The sequence below is a fragment of the Streptomyces sp. NPDC052910 genome (genome assembly GCF_055585605.1).
The window spans coordinates 959,521-983,644 of the sequence record NZ_JBVJJR010000003.1 but is presented as its reverse complement, the minus strand read 5'-3'; the positions used below and the strand labels follow the sequence as shown (position 1 = coordinate 983,644).

General features: G+C 74.6%; 17 protein-coding genes, 1 pseudogene and 1 CRISPR repeat array. Of the genes and pseudogenes, 12 read left to right on the top strand and 6 right to left on the bottom strand.

Going from position 1 to position 24,124, the window contains the following annotated elements:
• Positions 1–283 precede the first annotated feature (283 nt).
• From ACZ6X9_RS15355 to ACZ6X9_RS15340, 4 genes and pseudogenes are all read right to left on the bottom strand, one after another.
• Positions 284–563, bottom strand: a pseudogene (locus tag ACZ6X9_RS15355) (heavy-metal-associated domain-containing protein).
• Positions 564–648: 85 nt separating this feature from the next.
• Entirely contained in the window at positions 649–855 is a 207-nt protein-coding gene (locus tag ACZ6X9_RS15350; RefSeq protein ID WP_469778463.1) for a helix-turn-helix transcriptional regulator, read from the bottom strand.
• A 212-nt stretch (positions 856–1,067) separates the two neighbouring features.
• On the bottom strand, positions 1,068–2,099 hold the full coding sequence (locus ACZ6X9_RS15345) for a Gfo/Idh/MocA family protein (protein ID WP_469778462.1): 1,032 nt from the start codon (positions 2,097–2,099) through the stop codon (positions 1,068–1,070).
• Between the two features lie 232 nt (positions 2,100–2,331).
• Complete coding sequence (locus tag ACZ6X9_RS15340; RefSeq protein ID WP_469778461.1) at positions 2,332–3,225, bottom strand: sugar phosphate isomerase/epimerase family protein; 894 nt, start codon at positions 3,223–3,225, stop codon at positions 2,332–2,334.
• Positions 3,226–3,481: 256 nt separating this feature from the next.
• Here ACZ6X9_RS15340 and iolC point away from each other — a divergent pair, with 256 nt between their 5' ends.
• The 7 genes from iolC (at position 3,482) to ACZ6X9_RS15305 (ending at position 13,577) form a co-directional block, all read left to right on the top strand.
• Positions 3,482–4,780, top strand: coding sequence for a 5-dehydro-2-deoxygluconokinase (gene iolC, locus ACZ6X9_RS15335; RefSeq protein WP_469778460.1), 1,299 nt, complete (start codon positions 3,482–3,484; stop codon positions 4,778–4,780).
• Positions 4,777–5,727, top strand: coding sequence for a Cgl0159 family (beta/alpha)8-fold protein (locus ACZ6X9_RS15330; RefSeq protein ID WP_469778459.1), 951 nt, complete (start codon positions 4,777–4,779; stop codon positions 5,725–5,727). The genes iolC and ACZ6X9_RS15330 overlap by 4 nt, the downstream gene beginning before the upstream one ends.
• 404 nt (positions 5,728–6,131) lie before the next feature.
• A complete protein-coding gene (gene iolB / locus ACZ6X9_RS15325; protein WP_469778458.1) occupies positions 6,132–7,007 on the top strand; it encodes a 5-deoxy-glucuronate isomerase in 876 nt (291 codons plus the stop codon).
• Entirely contained in the window at positions 7,004–8,902 is a 1,899-nt protein-coding gene (gene iolD, locus ACZ6X9_RS15320; RefSeq protein ID WP_469778457.1) for a 3D-(3,5/4)-trihydroxycyclohexane-1,2-dione acylhydrolase (decyclizing), read from the top strand. Before iolB ends, iolD begins: the two co-directional genes overlap by 4 nt.
• Before the next feature lie 149 nt (positions 8,903–9,051).
• A complete protein-coding gene (locus tag ACZ6X9_RS15315; RefSeq protein ID WP_469778456.1) occupies positions 9,052–10,557 on the top strand; it encodes a CoA-acylating methylmalonate-semialdehyde dehydrogenase in 1,506 nt (501 codons plus the stop codon).
• A gap of 429 nt (positions 10,558–10,986) precedes the next feature.
• The gene (locus ACZ6X9_RS15310; protein WP_469778455.1) at positions 10,987–13,236 is read left to right on the top strand and encodes an FUSC family protein; all 2,250 of its coding nucleotides are present in this window, start codon (positions 10,987–10,989) and stop codon (positions 13,234–13,236) included.
• Between the two features lie 215 nt (positions 13,237–13,451).
• Entirely contained in the window at positions 13,452–13,577 is a 126-nt protein-coding gene (locus tag ACZ6X9_RS15305) for a hypothetical protein (protein ID WP_469778454.1), read from the top strand.
• Between the two features lie 331 nt (positions 13,578–13,908).
• Positions 13,909–14,363: direct repeats of the CRISPR family, unit length 29 nt; unit sequence GGGACCACCCCCGCGTGCGCGGGGACCAC.
• A 232-nt stretch (positions 14,364–14,595) separates the two neighbouring features.
• On the opposite strand, the gene ACZ6X9_RS15300 is transcribed toward ACZ6X9_RS15305, so the two are convergent.
• Positions 14,596–15,603, bottom strand: coding sequence for a threonine/serine dehydratase (locus tag ACZ6X9_RS15300; RefSeq protein WP_469778453.1), 1,008 nt, complete (start codon positions 15,601–15,603; stop codon positions 14,596–14,598).
• 160 nt (positions 15,604–15,763) lie between these two features.
• Entirely contained in the window at positions 15,764–16,393 is a 630-nt protein-coding gene (locus ACZ6X9_RS15295; RefSeq protein WP_469778452.1) for a TetR/AcrR family transcriptional regulator, read from the bottom strand.
• Between the two features lie 110 nt (positions 16,394–16,503).
• Between ACZ6X9_RS15295 and ACZ6X9_RS15290 the strand changes: the two genes are divergently transcribed.
• The 5 genes from ACZ6X9_RS15290 (at position 16,504) to ACZ6X9_RS15270 (ending at position 23,109) form a co-directional block, all read left to right on the top strand.
• Complete coding sequence (locus ACZ6X9_RS15290) at positions 16,504–17,040, top strand: PH domain-containing protein (RefSeq protein ID WP_469778451.1); 537 nt, start codon at positions 16,504–16,506, stop codon at positions 17,038–17,040.
• The gene (locus tag ACZ6X9_RS15285; protein ID WP_469778450.1) at positions 17,037–18,872 is read left to right on the top strand and encodes a PH domain-containing protein; all 1,836 of its coding nucleotides are present in this window, start codon (positions 17,037–17,039) and stop codon (positions 18,870–18,872) included. Before ACZ6X9_RS15290 ends, ACZ6X9_RS15285 begins: the two co-directional genes overlap by 4 nt.
• 284 nt (positions 18,873–19,156) lie before the next feature.
• Positions 19,157–20,110, top strand: a complete 954-nt coding sequence (locus ACZ6X9_RS15280) for an alpha/beta hydrolase (RefSeq protein WP_469778449.1) — start codon at positions 19,157–19,159, stop codon at positions 20,108–20,110.
• The gene (locus tag ACZ6X9_RS15275; RefSeq protein ID WP_469778448.1) at positions 20,107–20,826 is read left to right on the top strand and encodes a helix-turn-helix transcriptional regulator; all 720 of its coding nucleotides are present in this window, start codon (positions 20,107–20,109) and stop codon (positions 20,824–20,826) included. The genes ACZ6X9_RS15280 and ACZ6X9_RS15275 overlap by 4 nt, the downstream gene beginning before the upstream one ends.
• Positions 20,827–21,240: 414 nt before the next feature.
• Positions 21,241–23,109 carry a sigma-70 family RNA polymerase sigma factor gene (locus ACZ6X9_RS15270; RefSeq protein ID WP_469778447.1) on the top strand — a complete coding sequence of 623 codons (1,869 nt, stop codon included), beginning with the start codon at positions 21,241–21,243 and terminating at the stop codon, positions 23,107–23,109.
• Positions 23,110–24,124: the final 1,015 nt, after the last annotated feature.

Sequence of the window (24,124 nt, the reverse complement as noted above, 5' to 3'; positions counted from 1 at the left end):
TCTGCCGGGACAACGTACGTACGGGAGGGCCGCTCAAAGCTCCCCGGGTACGTGTCCCGGCCACGCGTGGCCGGCCCGTCCCCCAAGACGATCCAGCACTGCCTGGTTAGACCAATCCGGACGAGGAATGGTTACCCCGGAATTGCTGTGATCTAGGTCTCTTGTTTTCGTCAGTCAAAGGGGGCGGAAAAGGGCAAGGGCCCTGAACGGAAATCAGGGCCCTTGTCTCAGGGGTAAGGCGAGGCCGGCGGGTGACGCCCGGCGGCCGGTGGGGGGCGCCCGGTCAGACGCGGCCCACCAGCTCGTACCCCGCCTCGTCCACGGCGGCCCGTACGGCCTCGTCGTCCAGCGGGCCGTCGGAGACCACGGTGACCCGGCCGGCGGAGGCCTCGGCCTTGACGGAGGTCACCCCGTCGAGCGCGGAGAGCTCGCTGCCGACCGCGCTCTCACAGTGGCCGCAGGTCATGCCGGTCACCTGGTAGACGGTGGTGGTCCCGGCGGTCGTTCCGTGCGTCATGCTGTGCTCCTCGGTGAAGTGGACCGGTTGGCGACTGCGCTGCCATCATACCCCCGGGGGGTATTGACCGGGGTCCGGCCTCCGGTCTCCGGTCCCGGGTTCCGGTCTCCGGTCCCGGGTTCCGGGGCGGTTCAGCCCCGGCGCTCGCGCCGGGCCCGGTTGCCGGGGCGTTCGGCGACCCACAGCCGGATGGTGTCGGCGAACCAGTACGGTTTCCCGCCCTCGGTCAGGTCGGGTGACGGCAGCAGGCCGTGCTTGCGGTAGGACCGCACCGTATCGGTCTGCACCCCGATGTGTGCGGCGATCTCCTTGTAGGACCAGAGTCGACGGTCGGTCATCTCTCGCGCCTCTCCGCTGCGCCGCGGCCACGGAGGGGATCCGTCGGGGGGTCCGCGACGCCGCCGTTCTCGATCACGCAGCCTCGTCCGGGGAGTGCCCCGGACGAGCCGGGCGGGCGGGGTTGTGGAACGGCTGTCGAGGAAGACTGACCGGGCCGTGACGCTCGTAACCCGGCAGGGACGTGGTGTTCGGACGGCCGCCGTCCGGGCGGTCAGCCGAGCCCGGCCGCCGCGGCCGGTTCCGACGGGCTCACCGGCCGGTTCTCCCGGCGGGAGAGCTCGCACGCCTCGGCGACCAGCAGGGCGTTCAGGCCCTCGCGGCCGGGGCACGGGCTGTCCCGCGCGCCGCGCACGGCGCGCACGAAGGCGTCCAGCTCGGCGCGGTACGCGCTCTCGAAGCGTTCGAGGAACCCGGGCCAGGGGCGGTCCGGGGCGCCCGGCCCGGCCGGTTCGGCGGAGGTGAGCGGTGTCCGGGCGCCGAGGCCCACCGCCCACTGGTCGCGGTCCCCGCACAGCTCCGTCCGGACGTCGTAGCCCGCGCCGTTGTAGCGGGTGGCGGTCGCCGACACCAGCGTGCCGTCGTCCAGGGTGAGGAGCGCGCAGGCGGTGTCCACGTCGCCGTGCTCCCGGAACGCGGGCGCCCCCGCGTCCGTGCCCCGGGCGTACACCTCCACCACCTCCCGTCCCGTCAGCCACCGGACGGTGTCGAAGTCGTGCACCATGCAGTCGCGGAACAAGCCGCCGGACAGGGGAAGGAACTCCGCCGGCGGCGGCGCGGGATCGGAGGTGACGGTCCGGATCGTGTGCACCCGGCCCAGCCGCCCGGCCCGCAGCGCCTCGCGCGCGGCGCGGAAACCGGCGTCGAAGCGGCGCTGGAAGCCGATCTGGAGCAGGACGCCCGCTCGTTCCGCCTCGGCCAGGGCGCGGGCCGTGCCGGCGAGGTCGACGGCGATCGGCTTCTCGCAGAAGGCGGGGAGGCCGGCTTGGGCGGCTCGGGTGATCAGGTCGGCGTGGGCGGCGGTGGCCGAGGCGATGACGACGGCGTCGACGCCGGCGGCCGTGAACGCCTCCTCCGGCGAGTCGAGCGCTTTCGCTTGGACGCGAGTCGCGAGGGCGGCGGCGCGGCGGGCGTCGGCGTCGGCGATCAGGAGTTCGCCTACGCCTTCCGTGTGGCGGGTGAGGGTGGTGGCGTGGAAGGAGCCGATGCGGCCTGCGCCCAGGAGGGCGATGCGGAGGTTTTTCATTCGGTGGGTCCTTGTGGGGTGGATGGGTTTGCCCCTGACCCGCCCCTTCCCGTTTCTTGCGGGGGCTGCGCCCCCGCCCCCCCAAGCGCCGGACGGGCCGGATGGTCAGCCCGTCCGGGGGTGCCCCCTCCGGGGGAGTCCGAGGACAGGCGGCGAAGCCGCTTTCATCGGGGTGCGGGCCCTCCCGCAGGAAACGGTGAAAGGGCGGGGCCGGGGCTCGGACACCGCGGCGCTACGCGCCGCACGAGCGCAGGAACGCGCGCGTCCGCCGCGCGATGGGCAGCGGAGCGTCCGGCGCGCACGGATACATGTCCTGCTCGACGATGGCGAACAGGTCGACGCCGAGCCGGGAAGCCGCGGCCAGAACGGGCGGAAGCGCCGGCACCCCGTGAGGCGGCTCGCACATCACCCCCTGCCGCACGGCCGGCCCGAACGCCGTCCCCCGCGCGACGACGTCGGCGAGCACGTCGGGATCCACCTGCTTGAGGTGGAGGTAGCCGATCCGCTCCCCGTACGTCTCGATGAGCTTGACGCTGTCGCCACCGCAGTACGCGTAGTGCCCGGTGTCCAGGCACAGCCGCACCAGCGCGGGATCGGTCGCGTCCAGGAAGCGTTCGACGTGCTCCTCGGTGTCGATGTGTGTGTCGGCGTGCGGATGCACGGCGATCTCCAGCCCGTACGCGTCGCGGACCTGCCGGGCGAGGCGTTCCGTGCCGGCGGCCAGCAGGCGCCACTGCTCGGGCGTCAGTTCAGGGTCCTCGATCCGCTCGGCGGTCCGGTCGTCGCGCCAGAAGGACGGGATGACGACGAGGTGGCGGGCGCCGGTGTCGCGGGCCAGGGCGGCGACCCGGGCGACGTGCTCCCAGGTGGCGTCCCAGACGGCGGGGCCGCGGTGCAGGGCGGTGAAGACCGTTCCGGCCGAGACGCCCAGGCCGCGGCGGGCGGTCTCGTCGCGCAGCCGGGCCGGGTCGGTGGGGAGGTAGCCGTAGGGGCCGAGCTCGATCCAGCGGTAGCCCGCGTCGGCGACCTCGTCCAGGAAGCGCCGCCAGGGGACCTGCGCGGGGTCGTCGGCGAACCAGACGCCCCAGGAGTCGGGCGCCGAACCGACGCGGATCCGGTCGAGCATGCGGCTCTCTCCTCTCGCCGGGGTCTCACCGGTGGGGATGTCCGTGGCTTGTGGCTTCGGTTGTCCGTGCTCCGGCTGTCCGTACTCCGGTTGTCCGTGCTCCGGTTGTCCGTAGCTTCCAAGGCCGGTGAGGGGGTGTCAAGGCTTGGACAGGACATACGGACGTAACGTCAATCCCTCAGGGGACGCGCCGGGAAGTCAATATGTAAGGACAAATCCTTGACACGGTTCGACGGGCCCGGTTACACCTGACCCCATGAGCGAGCCGGACGGACCGCAGCCCCCCTACGACCTGATCGCCATGGGCCGGCTCGGCGTGGACCTCTATCCGCTCCGGGCCGGCGTCCCGCTGGCGGAGGTGGACACCTTCGGTAAGTTCCTCGGCGGCTCGGCGGCCAACGTGGCCGTCGCCGCCGCCCGACTGGGCCGCCGCGCGGCGCTGGTCAGCCGCACCGGCGCCGACCCCTTCGGCACCTACCTGCACACCGAACTCCGCCGCTTCGGAGTCGACGACCGCTGGGTGACGCCCGTCCCCGCCCACCCGACGCCCGTCACCTTCTGCGAGATCTTCCCGCCGGACGACTTCCCGCTGTACTTCTACCGCCGCCCCAAGGCGCCCGACCTGGAAATCCGCACCGAGGAACTGGACCTGGCGGCGATCCGCGCCGCCCGGATCCTCTGGGTCACCGGCACGGGCCTGTGCGAGGAGCCCAGCCGGACCGCGACCCTCGCCGCGCTCACGGCCCGCGACCGGTGCGGCATCACGGTCTTCGACCTCGACTGGCGGCCGCTGTTCTGGGGCGGCGAGGGCGGCGCCTCCGGCGCGGGCGGCCGGACGGGCGCCGCCGCCGCGGCCGCCGCGCGCCCGCACTACGCGGCGGCCCTGCGGCACGCGACGGTCGCCGTCGGCAACCTCGACGAGTGCGAGACCGCCACCGGCGAACGCGAACCCGAAGCCGCCGCACGGGCGTTGCTCGCCGCGGGCGCCGAACTCGCCGTCGTCAAGCGCGGACCCGACGGCGTCCTCGCCCTGCACCGCGACGGCACCCGCGCCGACGTGCCACCCGTCCCTGTCGAGGTGCTCAACGGCCTCGGCGCGGGCGACGCGTTCGGCGGCGCCCTCTGCCACGGCCTCCTCGCCGGCCGCCCCCTGGCCGACGTCCTCCGCTACGCCAACGCCGCCGGCGCCCTCGTCGCCTCCCGGCTCGCCTGCTCGTCGGCCATGCCGCGGCCGGAGGAGGTGGAGGCGCTGCTGGCGGAGTCCGCCGGGGGCGGGGCGGCTCGTCCGGAGGGCGCCCGTCAGGAGTCGGCCTGGTCGCCGCTTTCCCGGTCAGCGGATTCCCGGCCCGAAGTGCCTGGGCCGGAGGCTCCCCGAACCGAGGAGTCCGGACCTGCGAATGTCCGGCCCGAGGCGGCCGGGTGCGCGGGGTCCCGACCCGAGGCGTCCGGGCGCGCGGATTCCTGGCCCAAGGCGCCCGGGTGTGCGAATCACCGGCCCGAGGCCTCGCATCCCGGCGCTTCCCGGCCCGCCGCGCCAGGAGACCCACGCCCGTGACCCCGCGCGTCCGCATCGCCGATCTCACCACCGTCCGCAGCCGTCACCCGGAAGCCATCGCCGAGGCCGCCGCGCGCCGCGCACGCCGCCCGCTGCTCGGGCCCTCCGGCCGGCTGCTGGTCGTCGCCGCCGACCACACCGCGCGCGGCGCCCTCTCCGCCGGCGGTCGCCGCCTGGCCATGGCCGACCGCGCCGACCTGCTGGAACGCCTGTGCGTCGCGCTCTCCCGGCCGGGTGTGGACGGCGTGCTGGCCACCTCGGACATCCTCGACGATCTGCTGCTGCTCGGCGCCCTGGACGGCAAGATCGTCATGGGCTCCATGAACCGCGGCGGCCTCTTCGGCGCCTCCTTCGAACTCGACGACCGCTTCACCGGCCCGAGCGCCGAGGACCTCGCCCGGCGCGGCTTCGACGCCGGGAAGCTGCTGCTCCGCATCGATCCGGACGACCCCGGCTCGCTGCGCACCCTGGAGTCCGCGGCCCGGGCCGTCGACGCCATGGCCGCGCGCCGGCTGCCGGTCTTCGTCGAACCGTTCCTCTGCCGGCGGGACGGCGGCGCGCCCGGCGGCGGACAAGGCGGACTCGGCGGCGGGCAAGGCGGATTCGGCGGCCCGCTCCGCACCGACCTCACCCCCGAGGCCGTCACCACCTCCCTCGCGATCGCCTCCGGCCTCGGCTCCACGTCGGCCTACACCTGGCTCAAGGTCCCGGTGACCGACGACGCCTCCGCCATGGCCCGGGTACTCCGCGCCACGACCCTCCCCGTCGTCCTCCTCGGCGGAGACGCGGGCGCCCGGCCCGACGACGCCGAGCGGGCGTACGAACGCTGGGACACGGCCCTGCGCCTGCCGGGTGTGCGGGGGATGGTCGCGGGCCGGGCACTGCTCTATCCGCCGGACGGCGACGTGGCGAAGGCGGTGGACCGGGTGGCGGGGCTGCTGCGGTGAGGAGGACTTGGGCTGCCGTGGGGGTGAGGCCGCGTCAGCCCCCGGGGCCCTGGCCCCGGCATGCCCTCGCGTCCCCGCACCTCGCGTCCCGGCATCACGCGTCCCCGCGCCGCAGCCGGGGGAGGAAGAACGGAGACCGGGGCCCCAGCCCCACCTCCGTCCACCCTCGCCCCAAGCCCGCCCGACCCCGGCTCGCCCTCGTTCTCGACTCGCCCCCGCCCCGGCTCGCCCCCGCCCCCGTCCTCGACCTGCGCCCCGACTCGCCCCGCCCCTGCGCCCCTGCCTCGCCTCCCACCTGCCTCCGACTTGCCCCCTGCCTCGTCTCCGACCTCGCCTCGCCCCGCCCCCCACCTGCCCCCGCCTCGCCCCCCGCCTCGCCCCCGTCCCCGAGGAGTACGCGCCCCATGACCCACCTCCCCGCCGGCAGTGCAGCCCGTGGCCCCTACGCGTTGGACGTCGACCCCGCCCGCGCCGGGTGGGACCGCTCGGCGTTGCGGATTCTCAGCCTCCCGCCCGGCGGGACCCACTCCTTTCCCACCGGTGACAGCGAGTGGATCGTGCTGCCGCTGGCGGGCGGCTGCACGGTCGCCGTCCTCGACAGTGCGACGTTCACCCTGCGCGGGCGGGACAGCGTGTTCACCGCCGTCACCGACTTCGCGTACGTCCCACGGGACGCACGCGTCACGGTGACCGCGCCGGCCGGCGGGCGGTTCGCGCTCGCCGGGGCCCGCTGCGAGCAGCGCTTCCCCGCGCGGTACGGGCCCGCGCCCGCCGTCCCCGTCGAACTGCGCGGCGCGGGCGGCTGCTCGCGGCAGGTCAACAACTTCGCGGCGGCGGACGTCTTCGCCTGTGACCGGCTGATCGCCGTCGAGGTTCTCACCCCCGGCGGCAACTGGTCCTCGTACCCGCCGCACAAGCACGACGAGGACCGGCCGGGGGAGGAGTCCCGGCTGGAGGAGATCTACTACTTCGAGGTCGCCCCGGGCCCCGGCGGCGAACCCGGCCTCGGCTACCAGCGGGTGTCGCCTTCCCGCGCCGGGGGAACCGATGTCCTCGCGGAGGTCCGCACCGGCGACGCGGTGCTGATCCCCGACGGCTGGCACGGCCCGTCCGTCGCCGCGCCCGGCCACTCCCTGTACTACCTCAACGTCATGGCGGGCCCCGGCCCCCGGGAGTGGCTGATCCGCGACCACCCCGACCACGCCTGGATCCGCGCCACCTGGTCCCGGCAGCCGGCCGACCCCCGGCTGCCGCTCTATCCCGCGGGAGACACCCGATGACCCCACGGACCGCACGCGTCCCAGGCACCCGACGGCTGACCGTCGCCCAGGCCCTGGTGGAGTTCCTCGCCCACCAGTACACCGAACGGGACGGCGAGCGCCGCCGCCTGATCGCCGCCTGCTGGGGCATCTTCGGGCACGGCAACGTCGCCGGGATCGGACAGGCGCTGCTGGAGACCGGCCGTGACCGCATGCCGTTCCACCAGGGGCGCAATGAACAGGCCATGGTCCACGCGGCCGTCGGCTACGCCCGGACCGCGGACCGGCTGTCCGCGCACGCCGTCACCACGTCCATCGGCCCCGGCGCCACCAACCTCGTCACCGGCGCCGCCCTCGCGACCGTCAACCACCTGCCCGTCCTGCTGCTCCCGGGCGACACGTTCGCGACGCGCCCGGCCGACCCCGTCCTCCAGCAGCTCGAACACCCCGGCGCCGGGGACGTCTCCGTCAACGACTGCCTGCGGCCGGTGTCGCGGTGGTTCGACCGGGTCACCCGCCCGGAGGCGCTCGTTCCGGCCGCGCTCCAGGCGATGCGGGTGCTCGCGGACCCGGTGGAGACGGGCGCGGTGACCCTCGCCCTGCCGCAGGACGTGCAGGCGGAGGCGTACGACTGGCCGGCGGAGTTCTTCGCCGACCGCGTCTGGCACGTCCGCCGCCCGGCGCCCGACCCGGCGGCCGTGGCGGAGGCGGCGGCCGTCGTCCGGTCGGCCCGCCGTCCGTTGCTGGTCTGTGGCGGCGGGGTCCGGCACAGCGGCGCCGAGGCGGCGCTGCGCTCGCTCTCCGAGGCCACCGGCATCCCGATGGCCTTCACCCAGTCCGGCAAGGGCGCCGTGCACCACACGACGTGCACCGACGTCGGCGGGATCGGGCACACCGGTACGGCCGTCGCCGACGCGCTGGCCCGGACGGCGGACGTGGTCGTCGGCGTCGGCACCCGCTACACGGACTTCACCACCGCCTCGTCCACCCTCTTCGCCGACCCCGGCGTCCGCTTCGTCAACCTCAACGTCTCGTCCGCCGACGCCCACAAGCTCGCCGGGCTCGCCGTGACGGCGGACGCGCGGGCGGGGCTGGAGGCGCTGGCCGGGGAGTTGGACGGATACCGGGTGCCGGAGGAGTACGCGCGCGAGTACGCGCGGGGGAGGGAGGAGTGGGACCGGGTGGTCGGCCGGGCCTTCGCCCCGCACCCGGACCCGGCCGCCCGGCCGACGCAGATCCAGGTGCTGGGCGCGCTCGACCGTCTCGTCGACGGTGACGACGTGCTCGTCAACGCGGCCGGCTCGCTCCCCGGCGACCTGCACAGGCTGTGGCGCTCGCGCGGCGGCGACTACCACGTCGAGTACGGCTACTCCTGCATGGGCTACGAGATCCCGGCCGCCATCGGTGTCCGGCTGGCGGGCCGCGGCCCGGTGTGGGCGCTGGTGGGCGACGGCACGTACCTGATGATGCCGACGGAGCTGGTGACGGCGGTGCAGGAGGGGCTGGACATCAAGGTGGTGATCCTCCAGAACCACGGCTACGCGTCGATCGGCGGCCTCTCGGAGGCGGTGGGTGCCGAGGGATTCGGCACCGCCTACCGGCGATTGGCGCCCGATGGTACGTACACGGGCGATCCGCTCCCGGTCGACCTCGCCGCCAACGCGGCCTCCCTCGGCCTCGACGTCCTCCGTGTCCGGACCGCCGGCGAACTGCCGGAGGCGCTGGCGGCGGCGCGGGCGGCGACCCGGCCCACATGTGTCCACGTGGAGACCGCGACGCCCGACAGTGTGCCGGGCGCGCCGCCCGCCCAGGCGTGGTGGGATGTGCCCGTCGCCCGCACCGCGACCCGCCCTGCCGCCGTGCGGGCCCGGGAGGAGTACGAACGGGGAGCCGCGGGGCGCCGCCGCCATCTGTGAGGCGTGTCGGCGGGCCGTCGAGGCACGCCGAGGACGCAGGCGCCCGAAGACAAAGGCGCCCGAAGACGAAGGCATCTGAGCACGAAGGCGCCCGAGGACGAAGACACCTGAGCACGAAGACGCCCCAAGACGAAGAAGGAGACGCGGAGATGACGTCGGAAACGAAGACCGTCGGCCACTGGATCGGCGGCCGGGCCGTCGAGGGCGCGTCGGGTGCGTACGGGCCGGTGACCGATCCGGCGACGGGCGAGGTGACGACGCGGGTCGCGCTGGCGTCGGCGGAGGAGGTGGACGCCGCGGTGGCGGCGGCGAAGGCCGCGTACGCCACGTGGGGGACGTCCTCGCTCGCCGCCCGCACGTCCGTCCTCTTCGCCTACCGCGCGCTGCTCGACGCGCGCCGTGACGACCTGGCCCGGCTGATCACCGCCGAACACGGCAAGGTGCACGCCGACGCGCTGGGCGAGGTCGCGCGCGGCCTGGAGATCGTCGAGCTGGCCTGCGGCATCACCACCCAGCTCAAGGGTGAGCTGTCCACGCAGGTGTCCAGCCGGGTGGACGTGGCGGCGATCCGGCAGCCGTTGGGCGTGGTGGCGGGCATCACGCCGTTCAACTTCCCGGCGATGGTGCCGATGTGGATGTTCCCGCTGGCGATCGCGTGCGGCAACACGTTCGTGCTGAAGCCGAGCGAGAAGGACCCGTCCGCGGCGCTGCTGCTGGCGGAACTGGCCGCGGAGGCCGGGCTTCCGGAGGGTGTACTCAACGTCGTCAACGGCGACCGGGTGGCGGTGGAGCGGCTGCTGGAACACCCGGACGTCGCCGCCGTCTCCTTCGTCGGCTCGACCCCGATCGCCCGCCACATCCACACCACCGCCTCCGCGCACGGCAAGCGCGTCCAGGCGCTCGGCGGCGCCAAGAACCACATGCTCGTCCTGCCCGACGCCGACCTGGACGCCGCCGCGGACGCCGCCGTGTCGGCCGCGTACGGCTCGGCGGGCGAGCGGTGCATGGCCGTCTCGGCGGTGGTCGCGGTCGGCGACACGGGCGACGCGCTGGTCGCGAAGATCCGCGACCGCGCCGAGAAGATCAAGATCGGACCGGGTTCCGACCCGGCGTCCGAGATGGGCCCGCTGATCACCGCCGAACACCGCGACCGCGTCGCCTCCTACGTGACGGGCGCGGCGGCGCAGGGCGCCGAGGTCGTCCTCGACGGCACCGGCTTCACGGTCGAGGGGTACGAGAAGGGCCACTGGATCGGCCTGTCACTGCTCGACAAGGTGTCACCGGAGTCGGACGCCTACCGCGACGAGATCTTCGGCCCGGTGCTGTGCGTGCTGCGCGCGGAGACGTACGAGGAGGGCGTGGCCCTGATCAACGCCTCCCCCTGGGGCAACGGCACCGCGATCTTCACCCGCGACGGCGGCGCGGCCCGCCGCTTCCAACTGGAGGTGGAGGCGGGCATGGTGGGCGTGAACGTGCCCATTCCCGTGCCGGTGGGCTACCACTCCTTCGGCGGCTGGAAGGACTCCCTCTTCGGGGATCACCACATCTACGGCAACGACGGGGTCCACTTCTACACGCGGGGCAAGGTCGTGACGACGCGGTGGCCGGACCCGGAGGACGGCGGGGTGGATCTGGGGTTCCCCAGCCACAAGTAGCCGGCCGGCGAACGGCGTCGACGAGCCCCGGTGCGTGGACGCCGCCCGATGCGTGCGCGGCGCCTGACGCGTGGACGCCGCCCGGTGGGTGGGCGGCGCCTGACGCGTGCGCGGTGTCCACCGCGTGTGCGCCGTCCGCCGCGTGCGCGGCGTGCCCGGCGGCCGGCCGATGCGAGGCGTTCCCCTCAGCACCCTCAGCACCCTCAGTACCCTCAGCGGCACCGCGGACGGGCTGCGGCCCCCGTGCCGGGTGCTGCCCGAGGAGGTGCCGGGCGGCGGGGGACGCCGAGGCGGCGCGGCGCGGGGGCGGCCGGTCGGGGCCGGTATGGCAGTTCCGGAGGGGGCCGCCCGCGCCCCGGGGCGTGGGGTGGGCCACCCCACCCGGAGCCAGCCGTTCCGAATCGTCCGCCGGAACGTAAGCTCAAGATCATGCCCTGGTTGAGCGCCCTCAAAGAGACCACCCGCTCCGGGCTGACCATCGAGCGGGCCACACTCGAACCCCTCGTGGCCGTCCGCAGCACGTCGGGCGTGGCGATCGTCATGGCCCTCATGCTCACCTTCGGCAGCCCCGCCCTCGCCGTCTCCTCCGCGTTCGGCGCCTTCGCCGCCGGCCTCGCGACGTTCCAGCGGAGCTGGCGGCCGAGGCCGGTGCTGGCACTCGGGGTGGCGGTCGGACTGGCCGTCAGCACGTTCCTCGGCTACCTGGCCGCCTACAGTCACGTGCTGTTCCTGCTGCTGCTGGCCGCCTGGACGCTGCTGGCGGGCATGGCGTGGGCCGTCGGACCGGTGTCCGGGCTGGTGGCCACGCAGACCGTCGCGGTGATGCTGATCACCGTGACCCTGCCGACGTCCGTCGCGGGGGCGGCCGAGCACGCGGGACTGATCGCGGTCGGCGGTCTGGTGCAGGCGCTGCTCATCGTGGTGTTCCCGATCAGACCCTGGGGGCGGCAGCGGGACGCGCTCGCCGACGCGCTGGCCGCCGAGGCGGACTACGCGCGCCGGCTGCGGCACGACCCGGTGGCCCACTTCGACCCGCAGCCGCTGATGGAGGCGCGCAACGCCGCCGCCGTCACCCCCCGCCAGGCCCGCAACCGCCCCCGGCAGCTCGGCGGTCCGCGCGGCCTCGCGGAACGGCTGCGTCCGGTACTGGCGGCCCTCGCCGACCCGGTCGTCGGCGCACCGCCCGAGGGCCCGGAACGCGACCGGGTCCGCGACCTGCTGGGCGCCGCCGCGTCCGTCCTCGACGCCGTCGCCCGCTCGGTCCGCCGGGGCGGCCCCGTCCGACTGCCGCCCGAGGCGCTGGACGTGCTGCGGGTGCCGGAGTCCGGCCCGATGCTCACCGGCGCGGCGCGCCGGTCCGCGTACCGGCTGATCGCCCTGCTCGGCGACGCGGTCGAGGGCAGCGACGAGCCGGTGCGGCAGGCGCGGCGGGCGGCGGGCGGTTCCGCTTCGGCCGGGTCCGGGTCCGCCGGCTCTGTGGGGTCCGCAGGGTCCGCCGGATCTGCGGGGTCAGCCGGGTCGGTCGCGGGCGGGTCCGGCGTGGCCGGGGCCGTCGCCGGCGGGTCCGCCCCGCCCTCCGGCCGCCCGCAGGAGGAGTACCGTCACCTCCTCCGCCCGACCGTCCACCGGCTCATCCCGGTGGCCCTCCGCGCCGTCCGCCGCGAGGCGCGCTGGTCGTCGCCGATCGGCCGGCACGCGGTCCGGCTGTCGGCCGTCGCGAGCGTCGGCTACGTCCTGGGCGCGGCGCTGCCCCTCGGCCACGGCTACTGGGCGCCCATGGCCTCCGTGATGATCATGCGACCGGACTTCGCGCAGACCTACTCGCGGGGCGTGGCCCGCTTCGTCGGCACGGTCGTCGGCGTCCTGGCGGGCGCGGCGGTGACGGCGCTGCTGCACCCGGACCCGTACGTGTGCGCCGGTCTCGCCGTCGCCTGCGTCGGGCTGCTGTACCTGTTCACGGGCGCGGGCTACATCGTCGCGTCGGCGTGCGTCGGCGGGTACGTGGTGTTCCTGCTGGGGGTCGTGGGGGAGGGCTGGTCGCAGACCGTCCAGGCGCGCGTGGCCCTGACCCTGCTGGGCGGACTGCTGGCGATGGCGGCGTACGCCCTGTTCCCCGTCTGGGAGACGCGCCGGCTCCGCGACCGGCTCGCCGAATGGCTGCGCGCCAACGGCGAGTACAGCCTCGCCGTCCTCACCGCCCACGCCGACCCCGCCGGCCGCAGCCCGCGCCGCGTCCGCGAGGCCCTCCTCGACGCGCGGGCGGCACGGCGCGAATGGGAGGACACGGCCGAACGCGCCCAGAAGGAACCCGTCCGCCACCGCGGCCTCTCCCGCAGCGCCGAACGCGCCGCGGAGTCCGCGCTGGCGACGATGGGCCGCGTCACGATGCTCATGGAAGCCCACCTCCCGGACCCCGACGCCCCACCCTCCCCCGGCGCCGCCCACTTCGCCGACACCCTCCGCGACCTGCTCCCGACCGCGATCACCGCGGTCCGCGAACGCCGCCCGCTCGACTGGACCCCCCTCCACCTCGCGGTCGCCGCCTGGTCGGCGGAGGAAGGCGACACAGGGGTGACGGTACGAGGCGCGGAACTCCTCACGGACGCCCTGGACGAACTGGCGACGGCCCTCTCACCGGGCCCGGGCGGAAGGAACCGGGCGGCCCGGAGGGCGGCGTGAGGATCCGGGAGCCCGGGGGCGGTGCGGAACCGCGTCCGGTTCGGCCTCCCCCGCGACCGCCTCCTGCCGAACCGGCGGCTTTCCCGGCCCGCATCCCTTCCCGCCCCGGTACCGCACCCGTAGCCTGGTGACCGCTTTCCACCCGCAGGGGGCGGGCGCCGGCGAGACAGCACCACCACCTCGCCGACGCCTCGACCGAAAGGGAGGTGGAAGGCATGGGCGACAAGAAGTCGACCCGCTCGGCGGCACTCTGCACGGACCTGGCCAAACGCATCGCCACCGCACTCGGCGCACGAGCTTTGTGGGCGGCCATCGTGCACCTCGTACACCACGAGATGTGACGCCACCGGGCCCCGCGCCATCCCCCTGGCCGGGGCCCCACGGGAGCCCGGGCGGGCTGCGGTCACGTTGGGGGACGGGCTAGGACGGGGGAGTTGTGGGGCCGTCTCTGGTGGCACCATTCCCGCGCACGGGGGACCACGGTAGGAGACGGCCCCGTGCCAGCGTGGCCAACGGACCACCCCCGCCCACGCGGGGACCCCCCTCACGGGAATGCGTCCTCCGGGCGAGGTGGGACCACTCCGGCCACGTTGGCGCAAGCAAGGCGTTGCCGGGACCACCCCCGCACGCGCGGGACCACGACGCCTGGTACGTGCTCACCAACGACCCCGGGGGACCACCCCCGCGTGCGCGGGGACCACCGTTCCTTCGAACGTGCGAGTTCGCGGTAGGGGGGACCACCCCCGCGTGCGCGGGGACCACCCGATCAAGAGCTGGCTTCGGATGACCGTGCTGGGACCACCCCCGCGTGCGGGGGACCACCGCTCCTCGACCGGCACAGCCGGGTCCGCCCAGGGACCACCCCCGCGTGGGCGGGGACCACGGCCCGCCGTTGGGACCCCGGGTTCTCCGACTGGGACCACCCCCGCGTGCGCGGGGACCACGTGAATGCAGCTCCAGATCACTTACCGCCGCAGGGACCACCCCCGCGTGCGCGGGGACCACACGGCGGACGGGGGCTTTGTCCAGGCCGAGGAGGGACCACCCCCGCGTGCGCGGGGACCACTGTGGTGCGGTGGTGGTCATGCGGGTACTCCCGGGACCACCCCCGCGTGCGCGGGGACCACAGGGCGCCACCTGCGAGTTTATGCGCGCAGGGCACGGTTTTTACTCACTTTGGCGGGAACGGGCAAAGCGCGTCTGCTGCGCATATCGCTTGTCTCGCGTTCAGCGACAGTCGGCAGTACCACCGGCAACCGAATCTCCCCTCGCTGACGCATCCCACCCGAAAGGAAGTTGTCGCAGGCCGGGCACCGGCTCACCACCCCGCCTGCCGCCTGCCTCCCCCCTCCCGGACCGTCAATTCACAGGCCCCGCGAGCGTAGCGGGATCCGTATTGGCTCCGCACAGCACTACGCACACCTTCTCGCCCGCCCGCGGCCGGTACCCGTAACCGGCGGTGGTGCCCGCTGCGGTCTCACCCCCGGCCGTGAGCGCCGCCAGGGCGGTGGCCCCACCGTGTTCGGTGGCGATACGGCGGTCGTCCCACAGCGTCCGGCGGGCGCGGACGATGTCGTGGTCCGGTACGAGTACGGAGTGGACGTCGCCGTCCCGAGCCGCCTGCAGGGCCGTGGCGGAGGCGCGGCGGGCGCCGAGGGAGTCGGCGGCGACCGAGTCGACGGGGACGTCGACCGGCTGCCCGGCCTGGAGGGCGGCGTTGAGGGCGCGGGAGTGCTCCGGTTCCACGGCGACGGTGCGGATGCCGTGCTGCCGGGCCGCGGTGGCGACGCCGGCGAACAGGCCGCCGCCGCCCACCGCGACGATCACCGTGTCCAGGCCGGGGAGCTGCCGGTGGATCTCGTCCAGCAGGGTGCCGGCCCCGGCGGCGATCAGCGGATGGTCGTAGGCGTGGGAGGCGAGAGCCCCGGTCGTGGCGGCGAAGGCTTCGCAGGCGGCGGCCGCTTCGGCGTACTCGTCGCCGATCAGCCGCACGTCAGCCCCGTAACTCCGCAGCCTGGCGACCTTCACCTCCGGGGCGGTGGCGGGCAGGAAGACCGTGGCCCGTACGCCCTGTCGCCGGGCGGCCCAGGCGCACGCCAGTCCGGCGTTGCCGCCGGAGGCGATGGTGACCCCCGCGTCGGGGAGGCTGCCCGCGTCGAGGTGGGACTGGAGGAAGTTGAGGGCGCCGCGGGCCTTGAACGAGCCGGTGTGCTGCAGGAACTCCAGTGCCAGCCATGCCTCGTAGGGCCGTTCTGCCCGTTCTCCGCCGATCGCGTCCGGTTCCGCCGGGGCGAGGGCGACCGGGCGGACGTGTCCGGTGATCCGGTCGCCGGCGGTCTTGATGTCGCTGTAGGTGAGTCGGTGCACTTCATCACTCCTGGTGGTCCGGGTCGGAACATTCTGGCTCGGCACCTCCGAAGTCGAGCCCCCAGGCAGCAGGCAGCGGACACCGAGTGGGGGCGCGGGAGTCCCCCGCGGGAAACGGTGACAGGGCGGGATCGGGGCGCCTCCCACCCACAAGCGAAGCTCACCGCACGAACAACCGGTCCAAGTGCCGGTCCACGTACCCCATCGCCTCCTCCGGCGTGATCACCTCCATCAGCGCCGAACTCGTCAGCCCGTCCGTCAGCGCGATGAGCAGCATCGCCTCCAGCTCCGGGTCCAGCCCCGGCACCGTCTCGCCGCGCTCGGCCGCTTCCCGGAACTGTTCGGCGAAGAAGGCGCGCAGTTTGGGCTGTCCCTCCTGGGCGTGGCGCCGGATGCGCTCGTCGTTGATGGCGCGGACGAAGTAGGCGATGCCGACGAGGAGTCCGGTGCGCGTCTCGTCGTCCAGCGGCAGCATCTCGGCGGCGCACTCGCGCAGGACGGTGCGGGGGGCGGGGCCGCCGGCGTCGCCGCCGGTCTCGGATCCGGCGCCCCAGAGGGCCAGGATGCGCGTACGGATGCGGGCTTCGGCGAGGCCGGTGATGTGCTCCAGCGCGAAGACGAGCATCTCGTCCTTCCCCGCGAAGTAGTGCTGCAACTGCCCCAGCGAGATGCCCGCCTCGGCGGCCACGTCCCGCAGGCTCGCGCCCTCCAGGCCGCGCGAGCTCGCGATGCGCCACAGCGCCTCGGCGATCAGGCGCCGGCGTTCCTCGTGGTCCACGCGCTTCGGCACCGCGACGCCCACCTCCGTTTTACAAGTCGTTCGTATTGCCATACCTTACCGGTGACAGTAGCAATACAACTGACCTGGAAAAGGTCCCGGGTCGTCCCAGGGGGCATCCCATGCACACCACCGGCACGGGCGGCGGCGGCTCGCCCGTCACCCTCCGGCCACCCCGCCACCGCGTCGACCCCCGGGCCCGCCGCTGGTGGGCGGTGCAGGCGCTGCTCACCGTCAGCGGACCGCTGCTGCTGACGGCGGCGACCCTGCTCGTGCTCTCCGTGCTCTTCTTCCCCGGCGCCCTGCCCTGGCTCGTCCCCCTCGTCGCGGTCGTGCTGGTCGCGCCCGCGCTCGGCTACCAACTGGCCATGCCCGCCTGGCGCTACCGGATCCACGCGTGGGAGGTGGGCGAGACGGCCGTCTACACGGCGAACGGCTGGTTCTGGCAGCGCAGCCGCATCGCGCCGCTCTCGCGGGTGCAGACCGTCGACACGACGGTCGGGCCGCTCCAGCGCCGCTACGGACTCGCCACCGTCGTGGTCACCACCGCCTCCACGGCGGGCGCCGTGAAGATCTCCGGTCTGGCCGAGGACGATGCCCGGCGCATGGCAGAGCGCGTCGGCCAAGCCGCCCGGTACGTACGGGAGGACGCGGCATGACCGGCGGCACGGGAGAACAGCGGCCGTGGTGGGAGGAGCCGGGCGCGCAGGACGGCACCGCCTACGGCGGCAGTGACAGGCGCGGCAGTCACAGCGGTAACGGAGGTGAGGAAGGTAAGGGAGGTAACGGTGGCCACCGGGGCTACGGCAGCTACGACAGCTACGGATTCGGCGGCAGCACGCCCGACGGTCCGCTGAGGGACGGACGTTCCCCAGGCCGTCACGCCTCACGCGCCCGTCACGCCTCACGCGCCCGTCACGCGTCCCCGACCCCGCACACGTCCCCGACCCCGCACGCGGCCCCGAACGGCACCCCCACTCCCCACGGGACCGCCACCGGAAGCACCACCGCACACCCGCCCGCCACCGCCTGGCACCGCCTGGCCCCCCGCACCCTGATCGCCCACTGTTCCTGGCTCGGCGCCCCCCTCGGCTCCCTCGTCCTGGCCACTCTCGCCACCGGGGGCCGCCCCGGCGCCCGGGTGTGGATCAGCCTGGCCGTCCTCGCGGCCGTCTTCGCGACCCTCACCGCCCTCGGTTCCCTCTCCTGGCTCCGCACCCACTACCGCGTCACCGCGGACGCGCTCGAACTCCGCACCGGCCTGCTCACCCGGCGCACCAAGTCCGTCCCCCTGCACCGCGTCCGCAACGTCGACCTCACCGCCCACCCCGTCCAGCGCCTCCTCGGCCTCGTCGTCCTCCGTGCCGGCACCGGCGGGCACGGTCAGGTGTCACTGGACGCGCTGACCCGCCCCGACGCGGAACGGCTGCGCGCCGAACTCCTCGCCCGGGCCGCCGAACGGCCGGACGCGGACGACCCCGTCCTGTCCGCCGCGGACCCGCGCTGGCTGCGCTACGCGCCGCTCACCTTCTGGGTGTTCGGCGGCGTCCTCGCCGCCGTCGGCGCGGCCTGGCGGGTCCTCGACGGGATGGGCATCGAACCGTGGCGGATCGGCGTCGTCCGCCGCGCGTTCGACGAGTTCGGCAACAGCGCCCTCTGGATCACCGTCCCCCTCCTCATCCTCGCGGTCACCGTTCTCGGCACGATCGGTTCCGTCCTCCTCTACGCCGAGACGTGGTGGCGGTACCGGCTGGAACGGACCGACGCGGCGACCCTCCGCGTCCGACACGGCCTGCTCACCACCCGGTCCGTCACCATCGAACGCGCCCGCCTGCGCGGCGTCGTACTCCGCGAACCGCTGCTCCTCCGCACCGGCGGCGGCGCCACCGTACGCGCCGTCGCCGGCGGACTCGGCGACCGCGAGGAGAACCGCAAGCGCAGCACCCTCCTCCCGCCCGCCCCGCGCTCCGAAGGCGAACGCGTCTGCGCCGGCGTCCTCGGCGAACAGGTCGACGCCGACGGCCTGCCGCCGCACCCGCCGGCCGCCCGCCGCCGCCGCGCCGTCCGCCTGCTGCTGTGGTGCGCCCTGCCACCGGCCGTCGCGCTCGGCGTCCTCGGCGCCCTGCTCACCCCGGTGCTGCTGTACTGCGGGGCGGCGTGGCTGCTCGTGTCCGTCCCGGTGGTCCTCGCCTTCGCCGACGACGCCTACCGCGCCCTCGGGCACGCCCTGCGCGGACGCTGGCTCGTCATCCGCTCGGGCAGCCTCACCCGCGACACGGTCCTCCTCGACCGGGACGCGGTCCTCGCCTGGACGTTCACCCACACCCCGTTCGCCCGCCGCGCCGGCGTCGTCACGGCGACGGCCGCCGTCGCGGCTGGCGAGGAGGGCTACCACATCCGCGACATGGCGGCGGGGGAGGCGGCGGCGTTCGCGGAGGCGGTGACGCCCGGGATGCTGCTGGAGTTCCTGGTGCCGGTGGGGGAGGCGTGAGGTGCGGACGGGGGTGAGGGCTGCTTCATGGAAGGGTCCACACCATTGACGGGTCCACGGCACGGACGGGGTGCACGGCACGGGCGGGGTGCACGGCACGGGCGGGTGCACGCCACGGACGGGTCCACGCCACCGCGGGCCCAGGCCACGGACGAGCCCACTACCTGGGCGGAGCCCGCGTCACCACCCGGCCCGGGCGGCAACGCAGACCACAGGGAAAGTGGCGCAGACCACAGAGAAAAGGTGACAGGACGTTGTCGCGGTCGGCTGCGACCGTCGGCGGCATGCTGATCACCGATGAGGACTGCCTCCCCGAGACCTTGGCGTTCAACAGGCAATTCGAGGCCGCCGCCGCGGCCCGCCCGGCCCGTGGGCGGACGCCGGGCCCGGCCACGCTGGCGCTCCTGCGGCGCAACCGGCTCGGTGGCGGCACGCCACCCGTAAGACTGCCGCAGGGCCGGGACCGCGTCGTGGAGGGCGGGGTGAAGGTACGGGTCTTCGTGCCGGACCGCGTCGACGGTGTCTACCTGCACATCCACGGAGGCGGCTGGGCGTTCGGGTCCGCGGACGGGCAGGACGAGCGGCTCTGGTGGCTCGCCGAACAGGCGCGGCTGGCCGTGGTGAGCGTGGATTACCGCCTCGCGCCCGAGCACCCGTTCCCGGCCGGTCCCGACGACTGCGAAGCCGCTGCCCGGTGGCTGGTGAAGCACGCCGCGGAGGAGTTCGGGACGGAACGGCTGCTGATCGGCGGTGAATCGGCCGGCGCCCACCTCAGCGTCGTGACGCTGCTGCGCCTGCGCGACAGACACGGCACCACCGCCCCGTTCCGGGCGGCCAATCTGCTGTTCGGCCCCTACGACTTGTCGATGACACCAAGCCAGCGGAGGTTCGGCCCCCGAAACCTGCTGAGCGGCACCGACACGCTCCGGGTCAGCTATGAACTGTTCACGCCGGGGATGGAGCCGGAGCAGCGCCGCGGCCCGGAACTCTCACCCCTGTACGCGGACCTGGCCGGGCTGCCACCCGCCCGGATCATCGTCGGCCAGGAGGATCCGCTGCTGGACGACTCGCTGTTCCTGTCCCGGCGATGGCAGGCGGCGGGCGCACCTGTTCACCTCGGCGTCGTCGCCGGCGCGATGCACGGCTTCACCCTGTTCCCCCTGGTGATCACCGAGCGGGAACTGCGGCGAGAGCGGGACTTCCTGGCCTCCGCCGTGACGGTAGCGTCGACGGCGTGAACCGTACCGCCCGGCTGTACGCCTTGGTGGAAGAGCTGCGCGCGGCGGCGCCGCGACCACTGACGGTCGCGGCGCTCGCCGCGCGGTTCGAGGTCGGCACCCGCACGGTACAGCGCGACCTCCAGACACTGATGCGGACCGGTGTCCCGGTGCGCTCCACCCCCGGGCGAGGCGGCGGCTGGTCGATCGACCCGGCAATGACCCTGCCCCCGATCCACCTCACCGCCGACGAAGCCTCGGCCCTCATCACCGCGCTCGCCGCGGCCGGCGCCTCCGCCCCCTACGCCGGCGCGGCCCGCGCGGCGGCCCAGAAGCTCGTCGCCACGATGGCGGGCCCCGCCTCGGCGGCGGCCCAGGAGCTCGCCGCACGGATCGTCACCCTGCCGGTGCGCGGCGACTCCGCGGTCCGTACGGCGGTGGAACGGGCCGTCGCCGACACCCTCGTGCTGCGGCTGACCTACACCGACGCGGCAGGACGCGAAAGCACCCGCGACGTGGAACCGGCCGGACTGCTCACCGCCGACGGCCGCTGGTACCTCATCGCCTGGTGCCGCACCCGCCGGGCCGGCCGGGGCTTCCGGCTGGACCGGATCGCGGCGGCGGTCCCGACCGGCGACCGGGCGCGGCCCCACAACCTGACCGAGCTCCTGCTCGGTTCGGCCGCCGCCGACGCGGTACGACCCGCGGCGCTGGCCTCGTTCACCCCTCCGCCGTGAGGAGGGGGAGGTGGCGGCCGATCGGTGAACCCTTCCGCCCGGGACGCCGGAACACCGGCGTGGGGTGACTCGGCGCCCTGGGGACGGATCACCCTCCATCGACCGATCCGCCGTACTCACAGCGGGGAACGCAGCCGAACCGGGAGCGCGGCCTTACCGGGAACACAGCCGCACGGCGAGCGCGGCCGCACGCGGGGCCGGACCCGGGGCGGGGCCGGGGGCGGAGTGGGCGCCCTGCACGGGACCCCGGCCGAGGGCCGGAGGGGCGCGCCTCCCCCCCTCTCACCCGCCCCCGCTCGGGCTTCCGTCACACCCCCGCCTCCGGTGATGCAAGAATCTTGCAATTTTTGTTATCCGGTCGGGAGCGCCGCGTCTCCCAAGCGTCGGATGCGAACGGAGAGAGGTGCGTGAGGCGTGGGAACCGATAACGCTGCGCTGGTCGAGGCCGCGCGGGCCGGGGACACGGCGGCACAGGACGAACTCGTCGCCGCCTGCCTGCCGCTCGTCTACAACATCGTCGGCCGTGCCCTCAACGGGCACGCGGACGTCGACGACGTCGTCCAGGAGACGATGTTGCGCGTCATCAACGGGCTGGGGGAGCTGCGCGACCCGGCCGGTTTCCGTTCCTGGCTGGTGGCCATCACCACCAACCAGATCCGCACGCACTGGCGCGAGCGGCGCCCGGAGACCCCCCTCGACGGGCTCCCGGGCACCGGTGCCGACGTACCCGATCCGGCGGCGGACTTCGTGGCCGTGACCATCGTGCGGCTCGGTCTGGAGGGCCAGCGCAAGGAGGTCGCCGAGGCCACGCGCTGGCTGGACGAGGGCGAGCGCGAGGTGCTCTCCCTGTGGTGGCTGGAGGCCGCCGGCGAACTGACCCGCGCCGAGGTCGCCGCCGCGCTCGGTCTCAGCCCGCAGCACACCGCCGTCCGCGTCCAGCGCATCAAGGAACGGCTCGACACGGCCCGCGGCGTGGTCCGCGCGCTCGGTGCCACTCCGCGCTGCCCCGGTCTGGACGCGGCCGTCGCCACCTGGGACGGCGTCCCGTCCGCCCTCTGGCGCAAGCGCGTGGCCCGCCACGCGCGCGGGTGCGGCGCCTGCGGCGGTTCGTGGACGTCGCTCGTCCCGGCCGAGGGGCTGCTGGTCGGCTTCGGCCTGGTCCCCGTCGCCGGAGCCCTCCTCGACTGGTGGGGCAGCGCCACCGTGCTGCGGACGGAGGCGGTGGCCGCCGTCCACCCGGGCGGATACGGCGACGTGCCCCACGACACCCACCCCCACCCCGACACTCACTCCCACCCCACGACTCACCCCGCGCAGCACAGCCATCCGGCGCACCCGGTGAAGACGACGAAAGGCAAGCACGGCGTGACCCACGCGAAGCGGAACAACCCCAGGGCGAAGGCGAAGCACGGCACGAAGGGCAAGCGCGTCGCGATCGGTGCCGCCGCTCTCGCCGTCGTGGCCGGCGGCGCGGTCATCGGCGGGACGGAGTTCTTCTCCGACTCGTCCTCCGGCACCGAGGCGAGCACCCGCGTCACGACCGGCGACGCGGCGATGCCCGTCGGCGACCGCTCCGGCACCGCCGCCCCCACCCCGAGCGCCACTCCCTCCGCCTCGGCGAAGGCCGCGAAGGACGGCAAGGGCGACAAGCGGGAGAAGAAGGGCAAGGGTGAAGACAAGGGCAAGGCGGGGGAGGGGAGCGGGAAGGGGAAGTCGGTGCAGGAACGTTCCGGCGGAGCGTCCTCGTCCGGTACCGGCTCGGGTTCGGGCTCCGACGCGGGGACGGGCGGCGGCACGCGCCCGGGTTCGGGAGACCGGCAGCAGAGCTCCCGTACATCCGACTCCGCCCGCACCGCCAAGTCGGCCGCCAAGGCGCCCGCGCCCTCCCAGGGCGACGTGAGCGGATCGCTCCAGCAGCAGATCGCGGCGCTGGTCAACGCCGAGCGCGCCAAGGCCGGCTGCTCGGCCGTCCGCCTCAACTCGCAGCTCACGCAAGCCGCCCAGGGCCACTCCGACGACATGGCGGCCCGCAACTTCTTCGACCACACCAACCCCGACGGCAAGGGCCCGGGCGACCGCATCACCGCCGCCGGCTACCACTGGAGCACCTACGGCGAGAACATCGCGTACGGGCAGCAGTCCGCGGCCTCCGTGATGGACGGCTGGATGCACAGTTCCGGCCACCGGGCGAACATCCTCAACTGCTCCTTCGAGGAGATAGGCGTCGGCATCAACCACGCGCCGGGCGGCCCGCGGTGGACGCAGGTGTTCGGCACGCGGTGACGTCTCGTCGCGGCCCCGCTTCCGGCTGAGCGGCCGTGCCCCGGGCGGGGGCGGGATCGGGGTTGGGCCGGGTGCGGCACACCACGTCACCGGCGAGCGGGTACCCGGTCTCGGCCGGCGAGCGGGGACCCGGCTTCGGCCCTGCTCCCGGCTTCGGCCCTGCTCCCGGCTTCGGCCCTGCTCCCGGCTTCGTCCCGGGTGCCGTCCCTGTCCCTGTCCCGTCCCGTTTCCACCCCCGACCCGGCCCCGGTCATCCCGGTGCCGTCCGGCAGCCGCCGTGGCGACGAAGTAGGGAGGCACGTGGCCGGATGTCATCCCTCGTTCAGGTGGCCCCGGTGTCAGGGCGGGTGGGAGCGGGCCACCGCATCGGGGGCCGTGGCGGGCGTGTGAGGTGACGTCCGGGCCGCCGCTGGGCTCCGTCGCCGAACGTGCTGTTGCTACATGGTGGTTCGGCTTCGACTGACGGCTCGAGGAGTGAGAGCGGCCATCCGGCCGGATGCTTTGGCTCTCGGCTGATCACACCGGCAGTTCTCCGCTGCCTCGGCAGGGGCGGCCTTCCGGCCGCCGGCCCGTGCCACTCCCTCCGACCCCAGGCGGCACGGCCCGCACCCGGCCCGGGACCGAACCTCCCCCGCCACGCACGTGGCACCGCTTCCCTCACGGAGCGGCAGCGTCCCCTCGCCCCTCTCCCGAGGAGACCCGAAGATGTCGATGCGCAATAGCGCGGCCGGTGCGCTGCCAGCCGTACCGGCCGGCGGCATGGTGCCGGCCAGTACGGTACGGCCCTGGCGGACGACCATCACGGCTGTCACCACAACGGTCACGGTCTCGGCCCGCTGCCCGCTGCCCGCTGCCCGTGGCGATCGTCCCCCCGGCTCCGGACAAGACCACCAAGGAGCGCAAGGTTACCGAGACGTGCCAGTGCAACCCGAAGGGCGGCTCCCCCAGCTCCTCCCCCTCGAAGGCAGCCGCCTCCGCCCTCCGGCGCCTCCGCCCCTACCGCCCCTGAACCGGG

Excerpts from the sequence above, each read along its gene's own strand:
- iolD (WP_469778457.1), top strand. The coding sequence starts at position 7,004 with ATGACCCCACGGACCGCACGCGTCCCAGGCACCCGACGGCTGACCGTC.
- ACZ6X9_RS15310 (WP_469778455.1), top strand. The coding sequence starts at position 10,987 with ATGCCCTGGTTGAGCGCCCTCAAAGAGACCACCCGCTCCGGGCTGACC.
- ACZ6X9_RS15315 (WP_469778456.1), top strand. The coding sequence starts at position 9,052 with ATGACGTCGGAAACGAAGACCGTCGGCCACTGGATCGGCGGCCGGGCC.
- ACZ6X9_RS15305 (WP_469778454.1), top strand. The coding sequence starts at position 13,452 with ATGGGCGACAAGAAGTCGACCCGCTCGGCGGCACTCTGCACGGACCTG.
- ACZ6X9_RS15345 (WP_469778462.1), bottom strand. The coding sequence starts at position 2,099 with ATGAAAAACCTCCGCATCGCCCTCCTGGGCGCAGGCCGCATCGGCTCC.
- ACZ6X9_RS15285 (WP_469778450.1), top strand. The coding sequence starts at position 17,037 with ATGACCGGCGGCACGGGAGAACAGCGGCCGTGGTGGGAGGAGCCGGGC.
- ACZ6X9_RS15290 (WP_469778451.1), top strand. The coding sequence starts at position 16,504 with ATGCACACCACCGGCACGGGCGGCGGCGGCTCGCCCGTCACCCTCCGG.
- iolC (WP_469778460.1), top strand. The coding sequence starts at position 3,482 with ATGAGCGAGCCGGACGGACCGCAGCCCCCCTACGACCTGATCGCCATG.
- ACZ6X9_RS15280 (WP_469778449.1), top strand. The coding sequence starts at position 19,157 with ATGCTGATCACCGATGAGGACTGCCTCCCCGAGACCTTGGCGTTCAAC.
- iolB (WP_469778458.1), top strand. The coding sequence starts at position 6,132 with ATGACCCACCTCCCCGCCGGCAGTGCAGCCCGTGGCCCCTACGCGTTG.
- ACZ6X9_RS15340 (WP_469778461.1), bottom strand. The coding sequence starts at position 3,225 with ATGCTCGACCGGATCCGCGTCGGTTCGGCGCCCGACTCCTGGGGCGTC.
- ACZ6X9_RS15350 (WP_469778463.1), bottom strand. The coding sequence starts at position 855 with ATGACCGACCGTCGACTCTGGTCCTACAAGGAGATCGCCGCACACATC.